This window comes from Halomonas tibetensis (genome assembly GCF_042643535.1).
GTDB classification, from domain to species: domain Bacteria; phylum Pseudomonadota; class Gammaproteobacteria; order Pseudomonadales; family Halomonadaceae; genus Halomonas; species Halomonas tibetensis.
Genome location: NZ_JBHRSQ010000020.1, coordinates 42,186 through 56,650, shown reverse-complemented (window position 1 = coordinate 56,650; position 14,465 = coordinate 42,186). Strand labels below are relative to the sequence as shown.

At 55.0% G+C, this 14,465-nt stretch carries 14 protein-coding genes and 1 tRNA gene; 4 read left to right on the top strand and 11 right to left on the bottom strand.

Annotated elements, in window-relative coordinates; translation table 11 throughout:
* Positions 1–48: 48 nt before the first annotated feature.
* Entirely contained in the window at positions 49–1,254 is a 1,206-nt protein-coding gene (locus tag ACFODV_RS14475) for a molybdopterin molybdotransferase MoeA (RefSeq protein WP_379760654.1), read from the top strand.
* A gap of 34 nt (positions 1,255–1,288) precedes the next feature.
* Here ACFODV_RS14475 and ACFODV_RS14470 read toward each other — a convergent pair whose 3' ends face one another.
* From ACFODV_RS14470 to ACFODV_RS14440, 7 genes are all read right to left on the bottom strand, one after another.
* Entirely contained in the window at positions 1,289–1,873 is a 585-nt protein-coding gene (locus ACFODV_RS14470; RefSeq protein WP_379760652.1) for an acyl carrier protein phosphodiesterase, read from the bottom strand.
* A gap of 7 nt (positions 1,874–1,880) precedes the next feature.
* On the bottom strand, positions 1,881–2,234 hold the full coding sequence (locus tag ACFODV_RS14465; RefSeq protein WP_379760650.1) for a TusE/DsrC/DsvC family sulfur relay protein: 354 nt from the start codon (positions 2,232–2,234) through the stop codon (positions 1,881–1,883).
* A complete protein-coding gene (gene tusB / locus ACFODV_RS14460; protein WP_379760648.1) occupies positions 2,234–2,524 on the bottom strand; it encodes a sulfurtransferase complex subunit TusB in 291 nt (96 codons plus the stop codon). Before tusB ends, ACFODV_RS14465 begins: the two co-directional genes overlap by 1 nt.
* Before the next feature lie 29 nt (positions 2,525–2,553).
* Positions 2,554–2,937: a sulfurtransferase complex subunit TusC gene (tusC, locus tag ACFODV_RS14455; RefSeq protein WP_379760646.1), complete on the bottom strand. Its 384-nt coding sequence runs from the start codon at positions 2,935–2,937 to the stop codon at positions 2,554–2,556.
* A 9-nt stretch (positions 2,938–2,946) separates the two neighbouring features.
* On the bottom strand, positions 2,947–3,339 hold the full coding sequence (gene tusD, locus ACFODV_RS14450; protein ID WP_379760910.1) for a sulfurtransferase complex subunit TusD: 393 nt from the start codon (positions 3,337–3,339) through the stop codon (positions 2,947–2,949).
* Positions 3,340–3,415: 76 nt separating this feature from the next.
* Positions 3,416–4,084, bottom strand: coding sequence for a Bax inhibitor-1/YccA family protein (locus ACFODV_RS14445; protein ID WP_379760644.1), 669 nt, complete (start codon positions 4,082–4,084; stop codon positions 3,416–3,418).
* A 92-nt stretch (positions 4,085–4,176) separates the two neighbouring features.
* Entirely contained in the window at positions 4,177–4,623 is a 447-nt protein-coding gene (locus ACFODV_RS14440; RefSeq protein WP_379760642.1) for an NUDIX hydrolase, read from the bottom strand.
* A gap of 134 nt (positions 4,624–4,757) precedes the next feature.
* Here ACFODV_RS14440 and ACFODV_RS14435 point away from each other — a divergent pair.
* Positions 4,758–4,847: transfer RNA gene (locus ACFODV_RS14435), tRNA-Ser, on the top strand.
* A 473-nt stretch (positions 4,848–5,320) separates the two neighbouring features.
* On the opposite strand, the gene ACFODV_RS14430 is transcribed toward ACFODV_RS14435, so the two are convergent.
* Positions 5,321–5,851: a DUF4236 domain-containing protein gene (locus ACFODV_RS14430; protein ID WP_379760640.1), complete on the bottom strand. Its 531-nt coding sequence runs from the start codon at positions 5,849–5,851 to the stop codon at positions 5,321–5,323.
* Between ACFODV_RS14430 and ACFODV_RS14425 the strand changes: the two genes are divergently transcribed.
* Entirely contained in the window at positions 5,808–6,551 is a 744-nt protein-coding gene (locus ACFODV_RS14425; RefSeq protein WP_379760638.1) for a dual specificity protein phosphatase family protein, read from the top strand. The two genes, ACFODV_RS14430 and ACFODV_RS14425, sit on opposite strands and share 44 nt — an antisense overlap.
* A 72-nt stretch (positions 6,552–6,623) precedes the next feature.
* Here ACFODV_RS14425 and ACFODV_RS14420 read toward each other — a convergent pair whose 3' ends face one another.
* Both ACFODV_RS14420 and ACFODV_RS14415 read right to left on the bottom strand, forming a co-directional pair.
* A complete protein-coding gene (locus ACFODV_RS14420; RefSeq protein ID WP_379760636.1) occupies positions 6,624–7,589 on the bottom strand; it encodes a hypothetical protein in 966 nt (321 codons plus the stop codon).
* A gap of 134 nt (positions 7,590–7,723) precedes the next feature.
* Positions 7,724–9,169: a hypothetical protein gene (locus ACFODV_RS14415; protein ID WP_379760634.1), complete on the bottom strand. Its 1,446-nt coding sequence runs from the start codon at positions 9,167–9,169 to the stop codon at positions 7,724–7,726.
* A 143-nt stretch (positions 9,170–9,312) separates the two neighbouring features.
* Between ACFODV_RS14415 and ACFODV_RS14410 the strand changes: the two genes are divergently transcribed.
* Positions 9,313–10,338, top strand: a complete 1,026-nt coding sequence (locus ACFODV_RS14410) for a FlgO family outer membrane protein (protein ID WP_379760632.1) — start codon at positions 9,313–9,315, stop codon at positions 10,336–10,338.
* A gap of 171 nt (positions 10,339–10,509) precedes the next feature.
* Here the strand turns inward: ACFODV_RS14410 and ACFODV_RS14405 are convergent, their stop codons facing one another.
* Positions 10,510–14,424, bottom strand: coding sequence for a DUF4214 domain-containing protein (locus ACFODV_RS14405; RefSeq protein ID WP_379760630.1), 3,915 nt, complete (start codon positions 14,422–14,424; stop codon positions 10,510–10,512).
* Positions 14,425–14,465 lie beyond the last annotated feature (41 nt).

Below are 14,465 nucleotides of genomic sequence, written 5' to 3'. Positions count from 1 at the left end.
GCTCTTTATACATTCAGGCCAACCTCGTCATTCCCGAGCGAGGCCAGCATGGCTGAACTGCAAAGCGTCGAGCAGGCGCTGGCGGCTCTGCTTGAAGGGGTTGAGCCCCTATCCACCGAACGCTTGCCCTGCGAGCTTGCTGCGGGTCGTATCCTTGCCGAAGCGGTGTCGGCTCGCCTGGATGTTCCCCCCTTCGATAACAGCGCCATGGACGGCTACGCACTGCATCATGACGATGCCGGGGGCTGGCTCGAAGTGAGCCAGCGAATCGCTGCCGGTGCCGCCGGAGAGCCCCTTGCGCGCGGCACCTGCGCCCGTATCTTCACCGGTGGTGCTATCCCAGAAGGTGCAGATTGCGTGGTCATGCAGGAGCGCTGCGACGTTGAAGTCCAAGGCGTCACGCTCCCCCGTGAGATCCCGCCCGGGGACAATATCCGCCGCCGCGGTCGCGACGTCAGCGCCGGTGATGAGCTGTTATCGGCCGGCGTACCGCTTGAGGCAGCGGCGCTCGGCCACCTGGCCGGCCAGGGCATCACCGAGGTAACGGTGCGTCGCAGACCCCGGGTCGCCCTGCTCAGCACGGGTGACGAGATCGTCGACCCCGGCAAGCCGCTGGGCCCGGGGCAGATCTACAACTCCAACCGCCCCATGTTGAAGCGGCTACTGGAACATTTCGGCGCCGACGTCGTGAGAATCGCGTCGATTCCCGACGATGCCGTGGGAACACGACAAGCACTGTCCACCGCAGCCTGGGAAGCCGATGTCGTCGTCACGACCGGTGGCGTCAGCGTAGGCGAGGAAGATCATGTAAAAGCCTCGGTGGAAGCGCTGGGGCAGCTGGATCTATGGCGCCTGGCCATCCGGCCCGGCAAACCGTTGGCACTGGGGCGACTTGCTGCGGGGACCAAAGAGGTCCGATTCGTAGGCCTTCCCGGCAATCCCGTCTCGAGTTTCGTGGGAGCCTGGCTGTTTTTGCGGCCGCTGATGGGCGCCCTGCTTGGCGCTCCATGTCTGGCGACACTGCCACGGCTCGTCGCACGGGCCGACTTCACTACGACGACCGGCCCGCGCCAACATTATATGCGAGTCGCACTGACATTCACGCATGAGGGGATCATCGCAAGGGCTTTTCGCGATCAGAATTCCGGCGTACTCAGCTCATGCATCAGCGCCGACGCCCTCGCGGTAATCGCGCCAGAGTCCCGCATCGAGGTGGGCGACACCATCGATTGCCTCTGGCTCAACGGCGTTTAAGGCCGTTACGCCATGCTAGCCCTTACCGCGTTCGCTATCGCGCCTCTCCGTGCGATCCTCTCACCTCCAACGCTTGGCGCACCTCCGGCCACAGGCGCAGGAAGTCGTCTGCAAGTCGCGGACGCTCCTTCTCGAGCCAGGGCACCAGTTCGGCAAGGTGGTTGTGACCGGCAAGACGCTGCCCGATACCGGCAATGGCACGGCAGGTGAAGCCGAAATCGACATAGCGATGCAGCCAGTCCTGCTCGACGAGCACCGGCATCAGCGTCGCCAGACGTGCGGGAGCCGGCTGGGCCTTGAGTAGCCGATAGGTGCGTGCGATCAGCGGCGAGCGTTGCGCCTGCAAGTCCAACTCACGCGCCACAAAGTGATCCCACACCAGATCCAGAGCGATGCCGGCATATCGGCGCTGGCGGCTCGGTGCTCGACGGCGTATCTCGGCGACCACGTCATGGGCATCCACGAAGGCATCAACCCGGCGGTGGTGGCGAATTCCCTCCGCCACCGCAGTAGGCCAGGCCGACAGATCACTTCCCTTGACCCCATCGGCGATCAGGTTGCCCCACAGGAATTCATCGCTGCCGCCACGGGCGAGCCAAGCATGGGCCAGGAAGTTCATCGGGCGCTCATAGGCAATGGGTAGGCTTGGGCAGCCCGGCAATACGTGCAGCGAGCTTGGCGGGGCTGCCGGGGAACAGGCGCATCAGATGGATAGAACGCCCCTTTTCTTCGCCCAGCGCCTTGCCAACGGCCTTGACCAGCGGCCGCATTGCCGGTGCCTGTTCGAAACGACAGTAGAAGTCGCGTAGAACGTTGATGACCTCCCAGTGTTCAGCGGTGAGTTCGATGCTTTCCTCTGTGGCTATCGCTTCAGCCACTTCTGCTGACCAATTCTCGAGCTCAACAAGGTAGCCTTCGGGGTCCAATGCCACCTGTGCTTTAGACAGATGAAGACAACGGTATATTTTTGTCGATGCCATCAGAACCAGCTCACGGTTTTGTGAGCCTCCTCGGTAAGGGTAACGAACCCTTCGACGTCGATCCGCACCACCGCAGGTGCGCAGAGCGGCGCCAGGCCGCGAGCGACAAGATCCTCTTCCTGGGCATAGAGACGCCCCTCGATTCCAGCGAAGCGGTCGAACAGCGCACCTACGGCGCCTTGAACGCCGTCTTCGATCAGCAGCAGTCTATCGTCCGGTCCCATGGCCGAAAGCGCCTGCCGATAGACTTCGCTGGTAGCCGGCGAGCGGTTGAGAATATGCAGCAGCATCGTCGTGTCTCCGTGCGGTATCGCCGCCCTCAGAAGGTCAGTACCAGTGAATGGGTGGTGGCCAACACGGAAAGCTCCGAGGCCTCCACTGCCGTGGCCGAAAGCATGAGGTCCTCGGCTTGGAGTCCAAACCTGGCCAGTGCATCAGCCTCAACCAGCAGGGTATCGATATCATACATCTCGAGCATCTCTAGCGTGGGCGAGGTGCCCTTCTGCCCCAAGGGCCCGCTCTTCTGGCCCGGCACCAGGGCTGTCACCCCCTCCCCCATGAACAACAGCGTCACCCTGCGCCCGAAGGCCGCGGCGACAAGAGCCGCATCCAGGCCCTCGCGTAGCCAGCTGGTGCCGTGGGGCCCGTGCCGCAGGACCACCAGCAGGTCACCCTTGACACCTTGTCCCTTCGCATTTGCCATGACGCCTCCTCAGGGTCCGAAAGTCACCAGCCGATCACAGCGCAGACCGAGATCCACCAGCTGGCCAAGCCCGGTCAACTCGAAGGGAGGCTCGACGCTACAGCCCTGCTTGCCATGGCGGGCCGCCTCGCGCTCATCTAGCAGGCCGCGGCGCAACGCAGCGGCAATACACACCTGAAGCGGCACGCCATGGTCACCGGCCAATGCCGCCCAGCCGTCCACAAGGTGAGGTTCGTCCTGGGGCGGTGCCGCAAGACGCGCGGCATTGTGAACGCCATCATGGTAGAAGAACACTCCCTCAAGGCGGTGTCCTCTTACCGCCACCGCCCTGGCAAAGCGCAGCGCGGAATGGGCGGCCTGGCTGCTGTAGGGCGCCCCCATCAGTAGAATCGCATAGCGCATCATGGAAATCGTCACTCCACAAACGGACTGGCCCCGCCGAAGCGGGGCCAGTCAAGGGCTTCGTGACCGGCAAGGGTCAGTCGCTGCTCATGATGCCGAGCAGGGAAAGCAGGCTGATAAAGAGATTGTAGATCGACACGTAGAGCGTGATGGTGGCGATAATGTAGTTGGTCTCACCGGCCCGGTGAATGATCTCACTGGTCTGATAAAGGATCGCCGCCGAGGCAAACAGCACGAAACCGGCGGAAACCATCAGCATCAGGGTTGGAATCTGGAAGACCAGACCCGCCACCATGGCCAGGATCAGCACAATGGCGCCTGCCATCAGGAAATTACCCAGGAAGCTGAAATCCTTTTTGGATATCAGCGCCACGGCGGAGAGACCGACAAAGGTGAGGCCGGTCATGGCCAAAGCGTTCATGACCAGAGCGGCACCATTGGGCAGCGCCAGATAGGCGTTGAGAATCGGCCCGAGGGTGAAGCCCATGAAGCCGGTAAAGGCGAAGGTTGCCAACAGGCCGGCAGCCGAGTTGGCGGTCTTATGAACCAGAAACATCAAGCCGTAGGCACCGATGAAGAACACGAAGATGTTCATGCGCTCGACGCCCATCGACATGGCCGCGCCGGCCGTGACCGCCGAGAACAGCAGCGTCATGGCGAGCAGCCCATAGGTATTGCGAAGCACCTTGTTGGTGCCGATCGCCTGACTCTGCGGGCGAGTTACCTGCGTATCTTGGTATGCCATGGATTCAAGGCTCCTGTTTATGGGTGTAACGTTGTAATAGACCTAGAATGCCGACTCGAGGTTCCCTGCGCAAGCCCTTGACCGGGCTTGGCTCAACGCTGATTCCCTGCACCGAGAAGATGCATTGCCACCTTCGCCGTCGTGACGCAGACATCTCCGGCGGCGTCCGCAATAGCTTCGAGGTCCATCCAGCAGGCGTGTGATGCATCATCGCCGGCAACTGGTTCACCGGCTTTCCATTCCATGCGCATGACGACGACCACGTAGTGGAAGCGCAGCCCACCTGCCTCGTCACGCTCAATGATATCAACGGCAGTGAACGGTTCGCGTGCCTTGGCTATGACGCCAGTCTCCTCGCGTAGTTCGCGTTCCGCAGCATCGGCAAGGCACTCGGCATGCTCTATCTTGCCCCCCGGCAGGGCGAGCCGTCCGGCATTGGGCGGGTTCAGCCGCCGGATCATCAGCAGTTGCCCCTCCCTCACTACTGCACAGGAGACGGCGGCTGTCGGCAACGAAGGCGCACGGTTCATCTGGATCATGGAAGGCTCCTGCATCTCAGAGTCCAGTGTGCCACCTGGTCGGGGACCTAGCTAACGCCTTGATCCGATAGCCCTCGCCCCGACGTGCCTCTTGACCCAGCTCGGAAAGCTGGTAGTATTCATCGCCGTAAGCAGGAGGGGTGGCAGAGTGGTCGATTGCACCGGTCTTGAAAACCGGCGAGGGGTCAAACCCTCCCAGGGTTCGAATCCCTGCCCCTCCGCCAATAATTACAGATAAGCCGCTGATTCCAGCGGCTTTTTTTATTTTTAAAATGCTTTGGCCCATACTCCAGCCCATACTTTGTTTCTGGCTTTTAACGGTTCAGGCTGGAAGGACTTGGACAGTCTCCGGACTTTTCTCTTCATCGCCATTACCTCTAGAAGTATCGATACAACCCTGCCCCCTCCCCTTTCGGATCAAGGCGGACGCCAATTTGGTGAGGACCTTGGCCCAATGTGCAGTCGATGATTCAAGCATCGTACTCAGGTTCTGCAGGTGGCTCGGTATCGACGACCCGACAGCAGTACCGCTCGAATGCCTGCCATGCCCCCATGTCCTGCCCAAGCACTTCAGTCTGCCCGCAGGGACAGGTCATGATCCGGGTGCCATTTCAGGCCGGCATCATCTCGATCTCGCCAAAGATCATACTTTTGCCACCTCATGCCAGTTGAGCGAGCTGTAGCGGAACCGAATGGGCTAATACCGCGTCGTGCCGGCATCAGGGATGCGGGTCTCAGCCTCTTGGTGGTGCGAACAGGACACCTCAGCCAGGTCTATTGCTGTCGCTTTCTGTGGCACCCTCGGGACCAGGTCTACCTCCTCCCTCATAGGCCCACTCGAGGAGCGTATGTTGTTTCGAAGGTCGGTCAGGGTCTGGCTCCGCTTCGGACTATTCAGTTTTCTGGGCACGTTGCTGGGCGTCCTGAAGCTGCTTCTGCAGTTCCTCCTTGGCCAGTTCGAGGGCCCTGGGCAAGGATTCGTCATGGAGCGGCGACTGGCACCACCGCCAGCAGCACCAGAGCGTACGACGCCGTAGCGAGACCGATTATTCAACTTCTGCCGATAAGCTAACCCGGTCCCAGGAATCCCCGCATGTCTATGCACGCCGCTCGGCCCCACGCTGAGGCTCGCACCGCGCGGACCGACCGAGAGACCGAGGCCTCGCTTGCTGAGGTTGAGCCGAATGCCCGGAGCGTGGATGATACGACGTTGGAAGCGAAAGCCCACGGCGACCTCTCTTGTCGGTAGATGCAGACAGCCCAGCAGTGTAGCCGCTCAGGCGGCGTTCCCCGAGTTTCTCTCGGACCGCAGCCTCACGTCGTCGGAGGTGCGATTCATAGAGACGATAATCGATCAGTTGACGTCCGGCGGAGTAATGGACGCCCGGGCACTATATGGGCCACCATTCAGCCACCTGCATGCTGGCGGACCCGATGCGCTGTTCGCGGGGAAGAAAACGTCATTGATAGGATCTTTGGGGCGCTGGAGGCAAAGCAGCCTAAGATCTAAAAAACAGGATAATAAGAGTACTACCGATATGGACTGGATAAATCCCAATATTGCTGTCGGAAACTTCCATGATGCGCGAAACGCCACCAAAGAGGAATTGGATGCCGTTCTCTGTCTGGCAACTGATTGCTGTTCGGAGGACAATGATGAGTTGAATATCCTCTGCGTTCCATTGGTGGATGGTGCGGGGAACGAACAGCGATTTATCGAAGATGCCATCGATTTCATTCACGATATAGTCTCGAATGGCGAGCGAATCCTTGTTCACTGCCATGCAGGCCGGTCTCGGAGTGTGTGCATGGTTGCTCGCTATTTCATGATAAAGCAAGGAAACACCAGCCATCAGGCATTGGCGCGCATAAGTGCAAAGCGAAATATATTCTTGTCGCCAGGCATCGAAGAGCTTCTAAAAATATAATAGAGAAGTCTAGTTTCCATCTATCTGATTAGAATTTTTAACCAGCATGGATTTTTTGTTGATTATTTAATATTATTGTTCCGAGTATTCGAGCTCACCCGCACCAAGCCGTTCACCTACCGCATGGCCAGCAATCAGGAATGCTTCTACCACCAGAGCGACGGCGTCATCCTCTCTCTGCGCACCTGTCGGCCGCCTGAGACGGCGTGTCACTGTCTCAGAGATTGTCTCCTGATCAAAGAAACGAACAGCCATTACTGTGGCGCGGGCCGTTGTAAGTACATATTTCAGAGCGTCGTCTGACAATGCGCCCGAAGCGCCGAACTCTTGGAGTATCCGCGCTTGAGCGGAATTATCGACTGTTTGCGTATCCACCGAATGATCGAAAACGATCTTGATGTCATGGTAAGCATTGATCGGCACCTCAGGTACGATACTCAAATTTTCATAGGATCCGAGAGCGTCCGCAAGCTTGTAGCGTAGCTCAGGTGCCTCTGTACCCAGACCATTTCCTGGCTCTTCAAGTGCCACAACCAATGGGTGATCAATATCAGCTCCGGTACAAATTTCCGCTCGAACAACGACATCGATAAACCCATCCTCGTCGGAATCAATGGAAATTTCCTCCGAGAGCATCTCCCAGGCAACCACGCGTCCGTCGCTGCGTAGAACGAGGTGTTCCTGAGTCTCGCGCTCGAGACTGGATCTAGTGGAGGTGGTCGATGTCTGCGTGCTGCGGGCAATATTGGCTCCTGAGACATTCTGTAAAGCATCAATGAGAGCAAGGCGAATGGCGTCCTGACGTGCAGGCTCCAGCCCCTGAAGAGTCACGAAACTCGCACGTCTCTGCATTTCGACGGCCATACTGTCATCACAAGCCGGCTTATTGGTCTGCGCTGGCCAATTTTTTTGTTCGGCGCTGATACCTGTTTCCGCTTCATCGGCTACGCTGGTGGCTGATAAAAGGAAGCCGACAAACGTTATGCTCAAACAAGCTAGGCGGTGTTGTGATGACAGCCAGGCTTTCATTTTTTCCATCGGATGCTCCATGAAACACGCGCAGACGTGAAGCTCGGTCTTTCTAAGATCAAATAACCACACCGCGCGCCGTTTCTTTTGATTCGCTCGTAACGGCAAGGGCAATGACCGATCATGTCATTGCCCATACCAGATCAGAGAATGCTCGGATCGACTGGCTTGCTTTCAAAAGTCATTGACGATTTATCCTCAGCATTTTCATCATTTTGGTCACCCTGCGTCTGCGTGCCCGCCTCAGGCCCTGCGGCGCGCGCAGCATCAATTGCCTCGCCCATACGCCTCCCCATGGCTTGTCCGCTCGGCGACCAAACCACCGCGACAACAGCAATATCCTGTTGTGTCTCAGGATGCTCTACGACTTGACGCCAAATCGTGTTTGCACCAGAGATATTTACACGACCTGTCGCAGATCGGATGGTCTGAACTTGCTCGGTGTCGATCTCTACGCCACGCTGCACCAGATCTGCATAAACCTGGGTGAGTTGACGAGCTGAGACAGAGCTCTCCATAGCAACATTCTCGCCAACGAACGCTGCTATTTGGCCAAGAGCAAGATCTTCTGCCACTGAAAGTGCCGCCCGACGAGCCATATCCCGGTCGTTGGGATTTACCTGCGCAGGTTCAGCCTGTGCGTAGGAGATGATAGCGCGATCACCGTTGTCGTCTATAAACATCCGTGTTCCCATTGCAGTGACTGCATCTCCCACTGCTTTTGGAACCATGTCCTCGGCCGAGGTACGCGTACCGTCAGCCTTCACAGAGGTGCGGCCATCTTGTATTGCGGCGGCCAGGCCAGAAAGCCTTGGCGACCATACCATTCCCACTAGTATTTCATGATTCGAACCGTCGGAGGTCTGCCCCTCAATGACATGGAATGTTTTGGCACCTGAAATCACACGCGCCGCACTACGATAGGCACTCTGTTCAAAGAGGTTTTCCAAGACAACCTGGCGTTCCGGCATGCTCATGGTTTCATATTTCGATTGATCATAATTTGGATCAATATCACGCAATGCCGCATCAAGGGTTGCCTCGGTCAACTCTCCAACCTTATCAATGATCCGAGCCGTGCGATCTACCGTTTCTATCTCTTGGATCTGACCCTGTCCGAAGCTGGCATTTGTAGTGAACTGGGCAGTGCCTGACTGCTGGATCTTTTGGCCGATGGTGCTAACAAGCTCAGCTTTCGCGCGAGCCATGGCAACGTCATACGCAATGCGACGTGATTCGATCCATCCCGGCACCCCTTTTTCCATGGCGACGGTCGCGATACCGGAAGAAATAAAGATGTTTCTCTCGTTCTCTCCCTCGTGGAGGCCACTGTCAGCTAGAATTGTTCTCCAACGCTGTTCCACGTCGGAGCCGTACTCGCCATCTAATGGCTGGAGCGCACGCGCTTCAGCATCTGACAGCTCATCACTATCTTCATCCTGACCATCTCCATCCTGAACTTCGACGGAGGATTCATCAGCAGTAACTTCCTGAGAAAATGCTAATTGAGAGAAACCTACAGAAAATACCAGACTTAGAATCATCAAAAGACCATACTTGCAACGTAACTTATTGATTAATCTTTGCATTTTTTTCTCCTGAACGTTTTTTCATTCCCTATACCCATACTGCTTAATCGGGCACCGAAAACTTGCACTACCCTTTTTCTCGACCCATATTACTTAACGTAGTCAAAAAAAATGACATATACACGCTGAATCGGGAGGGTGGGATGTACCACACGCTACGAGGCATGGCTGTTCTAATGACTCTGTCCATGGCGCTACCAGGGGCCGCCCAAGCACAGTCAGGGATAGAGGGCGGCATCGATGATCTTGCACGTCAGATCGTGGCGCGCTCCAGTTCATCTGACCAGACGACCATCGCTATTTCGTCATTCCCGCATGTTGATGATACCTGCAGCGAGTTGAGCAATTTCCTTGTCGACGAGCTAGTGCTCAGCCTGTTCAGTGTGCCGGATGGAAATCTGCACATCATCGAGCGTTCGCAGCTTAGCAGGATTTTTGCCGAGCTTGAGCTGTCGATGTCTGGAGCCGTGGATGCCAATACCACCCAGGAGCTAGGGAGGCTCCACGGTGTTGATACCCTGCTCGTTGGCTCCCTGACTACTCTTGGTGACGACCTCCGTGTGAACTCTCGGCTGATCAACACTGAGACCGGTCAGGTGTTCTCCGCCGCCGCGGTCAACATCCCCAAGACATCGACGATTGAAACTCTGATGCAGCGCCCATCCGCGAGCGGATGCACCATGACACCGCGAGCAGCCCAGAGTGGTGGTAGCGGTGGCAATCAGGCACAGGCATCGGGTGGCACGAGTGTGTCACTCAGTGCGGGCACGCTTGAAAGCTTCGACCAACTACTCGGGGAATGGTACGGAATGCTGGAATGTGAAGGAAAAACGCAACAGATATGGTTTCTAGCCAATCGTACTCTTTCTAACGGAGTGTCGGGAGCCTTTCGTCTTTCCCATTTCCGCGGCTGGCAGAATAATGACAAACTTCAGCGTCGTGGTAACACCGACGGACCGGGTTCGGCAAGCTTGACATTGCAGCCTACGAACGAGGACGGCGAAGTTAAATTTAATCTGTCGGCACAACACAATCCAAACCGTAATCAAAATTACAGCGATACGTACGAGTTAGCTCTGGCTGGTCCTAATTCACTCTACGGAACGGCGCGTTCAGAAAATTGCGAAGCGGTAAATCTCGGTCAAGTACAACCGAGCGACTCCGAATAAAGGTGTAGAGCACGAATTACATAACCGACTTAATAGACCAACTGAGATAGTTATGATACGAGCCCCCATGCCGTATACGACTTGGTAATTTGATCTCTTCGAGGTGAGATCGTATAACTTATAATGAATCCGCACAGTAAGTATCTCCCGGCTTTTCCGGGAGATACTTACTTATCCCAGCAAATACGATTCGATGTCCACCGGAACGCCAACCAGGCCCCCATCGTAGTGCTGTTGCAAATAGTCATCGACCAACGGCTGGGATTCCTGTCGATACTCGTCTGAATTGGTGAAGCCAAGCACCATATTACCAGGATCAATCTCTCCTGAACCCAAGGCATCTAGCCAGTAGTCGTAGCCATTATCGTCAGGCTCTCGGTCGAGCACATTGCGATACAGTTTATCAATTAAAACTTCTGGCGTGACTGACTGTTCACCATCGAGAAATTCTGCACTGTTGATAAAACTATTAGACAGTGTGTCAAGCTCGCTAGGCTCATTCGTCCGCGCTAACCAGTAGTCGAACCCTTCGATATCAGGCTCTCGGTCAAGCACGCCGGTGTAGAGACGCACCAGCGATTCAGCGACATGCTGCTCCTCGGCAAAGGCTAGCATATCAAAACCCAGAGCCTCGGGTGACAGTTCTTCCATGTTAACTCCCCACAGCAGTATCTTGGCGCCTTGAACAAGGGAATAGGAGGTATCAATATATTCGGCGGAGTTGGTAAACGAAAGTGCTATATCGGCTAAGTCTACGCGTCCACTATTCCACTCATTAATCCAGTAGGTCCGTCCTTCCTCGTCAGCGTTTCGTCCGAGCACGTTCTGGTAAAGTGCTTCTATGCTACCCTCAATACCACCACCCATTTGGTTGATCAGGCCAGTAAACTCTTCGGATTGTAGGAAACCGTTAGCCAAGTCACGCAGACTCTTACCAGCGTTGATTTGCGTAACCCAGTACTCTGCACCATCTTTATCGGGTGCTCGTCCCAGCATGCCGGTGTAGAGCCGAATCACCGGATCAAGGACACTATCAAGATCGGGGTAATTAAGAAATGGCTCGGTAGACTTCAAGCTATCGTCAAGCTCACCCGGCCATGACCATCCTGCTGCGTCCAGCACTGCTGTGAATTCATCGATCACCGTAGGTTCAGAAACCGTCTCATTGGCTTGCACTGAAATTTCTACCTTAGCAGTACCGGAACCGCCCTGGCCGTCGGTAACTATGTAGACGAATTCCTCGAGTCCCTCGAAATTTGTGTCTGGAATATAGGTAAACCTTCCGTCGGCGAGAACAGTAAGCGTCCCGTCGCCGGCGTAGCTAAAGGAGACGACCCTCAGCTCGGCATCGTCCGGATCAAAGTCGTTTGTCAGCACATTGCCAGTGACCTCGACACCCGGCCGCGTTGTGAAGGCGTCGTCGACCACAACAGGCGGACTATTTGGAACCAAATCGTCATTCAAGCCGAAGTCGCCTGGGACTGTGAGGTCGATGTAAACATCTGGCATGTGTTCGAATGTCAACAGCTCAACTTGCGCTGAATCGGGGCTGGCGAACTGCCCGGATATCAGAATGGTGTCACTTTCATTTATGCTCGATATCAATAGATTTGCATCACTATCTATTTCGAATTCGAGATCGTCAGGATCTACTCCTTCCCGGAAGATTATCTTGTCGATATCGGCCATTGAGTGGGTTATCCCATCTCTTTCAATAATAATGTCATAGCCCCATCCGGCATCGAAGTAGTAATGCGTTGGACCAAAAAATCCGATCAGGACATCATCCCCGGATCCGCCATCTAGAATATTCAAACCTGCGGAACGCGCCTCGAGAACATCATTACCCGGACCTCCTCGCATGACATTACTTCCGGAGGTGACTATTAGGTGATTGTTGCCGTCACCTCCTACGAGGGTGTCATTCCCCGTGCCGCCGAAAATTACATCATCCCCCCCACCTCCCAAAAGAACATTATTTCCACCGACGCCGCGGATGATATCCGGACCATCTGTTCCAATGATCTCTTCATCGGCGTTACTGCCCATCAGAACGCTGTCTCCCATGGGCAGGGGGTCGCCATAGCTGATACGCAATCCGATGTCCGTCATCTCGAACTGCAGAAGGCTCAGGTCATGATCGCCTTGAATGGTAATGCGTGAGTCAATCTCGCCACTGTTGTCCTCATCAACATAAATGACCAGAGACCCCTCCACAGCGCCGACGCCTACATCCCGAACTCCGCCAATGTAGATGCTCTGACCTGACTCTATATCGTCCAACTCCACGTCCCTGGAAAAAACATCCTGCTCACTCATTGCGGAAGGCTCAATTGTGGTGATTTCGCCATAAGATACAGAGGGAATACTGAAATTTGAGTTTAAGGGCCGAGTAGCATCCCCAACAGCATTTGAAAGGTAAAGGGAGGATGATAAGACACCGATGCCGTAATCCAGCGACCCCCTGAGTGGAACATTGGAATAATAGGCACTCATGACAAGGAAATCAGGAGTTGGGCTGTCGGGATTATCCAGTAGCGGAAGAGAGCTGTTACCTTTGAGAAGCGCATCCTCAATATCACGGAAGCTGTCAGACCCGTCTGCGCCAAACTTTGAAATATACCTCTCCATGGAAGGTATATATTTCTCGTCCATGCTATGATTCGCTGTTGAGAGACTCAGCGGATTCGCTGTTGTGACAAGATTTACAGTCACTCCATCTCGGTTCCAGAGAATGTTATCTGTCCGGGGTACAGGGTCATCTACGCGGACGAAGTTGATCAGATTATCTGAATGATCGCCAGTGACTTCCGCTTCGGATCCGGGAGATGCAAATGTCACAAAATACGCGTCATCAGGAATCCCTTCAATGTCCAGGGATGCAGCGGTTGCCTCTGTCAAAATCCCGCCCAAGCTGTGGCCGGTTACCAGCAACTGATAATCGCTCTCTTGGGCGAAGTTCGCTACAGCTCGAATAAAAGGTTCATGTGCGTCGAAATAATTTTTCCACCGGCCTGCCTGAGAAAATAGTTCAGCCGCCCCGAGAAAATTAGAAGATTCGTGTGTGCCGGAAAACGCAAGAACTATGGTCGGCCTTCCTTCCACTTCCCCCACATATGCGTGGGCACGTGTCGTAAACAGTAAAGAATCTGTTACATGGATATGCTGAACGCCGTTGCCATCGAAGCCCGGTATAACTTCCGTTACTCCCACTTGTTGAAGCATTTCGGTTGTCAGCGGAGTCCAGTCACCGACGCCTGCGGATTGCTGGTAGGCAGCGTCAGCGATGTAAGCCAACTCTAATAGAATATTCCCCGTGATCCGTGGCAAGACGAAAGTATCGCTGGGCTCCTCTAACAAGGAGGCAGGTATTTTTGTCGCTCCAGCGAGCTCCATAAAACCGAGATCCGCAATATCAGTAACTTGGGTTACCACGTCTGGTTCGAAGGAAAATCGATATATTTTTGAACCTGCGAAGCCGTAAAAATCTTCTCCAGTTCCAGCAGGCGCAAGCGCCCAGAGATCTGCAACGCCATGGCTAGTTGTGTCGGCACGAAGATACTCGATATCTTCACCTACCACTTCATAAACGTAACGTACGAACTCATAACTTTTGCCCAGTAGCCCACCCCCTGTCTCAGCCGAAACAACCCATTCAGCGGTACCATCACCACGTTCGTACCAAAAGATATCTCCAGAGGCGGAATATCCATCTGGAAGGCTGCCTTCAGTCAAGATTTCTCCGTTATCCACTCTAATGCTGTGAAACATCCCATCGGTCCCAGCCACTACAGCATATGGGTTTTCATAGGTTGCATGTAAACGCGGACTGAAACCGAAGCTATTGGCAAATTGAGTTGGGAGCTCCATTTTGAATTCGAGAATTTCAGAGTTGATATCAACGCTGTACATCGTAGAAAAATCGATCGCCAACAAACCGTGAGCGTCAGCGTAAGTTATATCCGTCAAGAGGAGACCGAAGTCGCCTAGGACTTCGATATCTCCATTGTTCGGGTCGAACACACCATAGCGACCGTCAAGGTCATGGAAAAGGATGAGATCGTTATAAGCGTTCAAAATTGCCATGCCACCTCCTGTTTTTCCCTCACAAATATATTGGTATCCGA

Excerpts from the sequence above, each read along its gene's own strand:
- ACFODV_RS14475 (WP_379760654.1), top strand. The coding sequence starts at position 49 with ATGGCTGAACTGCAAAGCGTCGAGCAGGCGCTGGCGGCTCTGCTTGAA.
- ACFODV_RS14470 (WP_379760652.1), bottom strand. The coding sequence starts at position 1,873 with ATGAACTTCCTGGCCCATGCTTGGCTCGCCCGTGGCGGCAGCGATGAA.
- ACFODV_RS14465 (WP_379760650.1), bottom strand. The coding sequence starts at position 2,234 with ATGGCATCGACAAAAATATACCGTTGTCTTCATCTGTCTAAAGCACAG.
- tusB (WP_379760648.1), bottom strand. The coding sequence starts at position 2,524 with ATGCTGCTGCATATTCTCAACCGCTCGCCGGCTACCAGCGAAGTCTAT.
- tusC (WP_379760646.1), bottom strand. The coding sequence starts at position 2,937 with ATGGCAAATGCGAAGGGACAAGGTGTCAAGGGTGACCTGCTGGTGGTC.
- tusD (WP_379760910.1), bottom strand. The coding sequence starts at position 3,339 with ATGCGCTATGCGATTCTACTGATGGGGGCGCCCTACAGCAGCCAGGCC.
- ACFODV_RS14445 (WP_379760644.1), bottom strand. The coding sequence starts at position 4,084 with ATGGCATACCAAGATACGCAGGTAACTCGCCCGCAGAGTCAGGCGATC.
- ACFODV_RS14440 (WP_379760642.1), bottom strand. The coding sequence starts at position 4,623 with ATGATCCAGATGAACCGTGCGCCTTCGTTGCCGACAGCCGCCGTCTCC.
- ACFODV_RS14425 (WP_379760638.1), top strand. The coding sequence starts at position 5,808 with ATGCCCGGAGCGTGGATGATACGACGTTGGAAGCGAAAGCCCACGGCG.
- ACFODV_RS14420 (WP_379760636.1), bottom strand. The coding sequence starts at position 7,589 with ATGGAAAAAATGAAAGCCTGGCTGTCATCACAACACCGCCTAGCTTGT.
- ACFODV_RS14415 (WP_379760634.1), bottom strand. The coding sequence starts at position 9,169 with ATGCAAAGATTAATCAATAAGTTACGTTGCAAGTATGGTCTTTTGATG.
- ACFODV_RS14410 (WP_379760632.1), top strand. The coding sequence starts at position 9,313 with ATGTACCACACGCTACGAGGCATGGCTGTTCTAATGACTCTGTCCATG.
- ACFODV_RS14405 (WP_379760630.1), bottom strand. The coding sequence starts at position 14,424 with ATGGCAATTTTGAACGCTTATAACGATCTCATCCTTTTCCATGACCTT.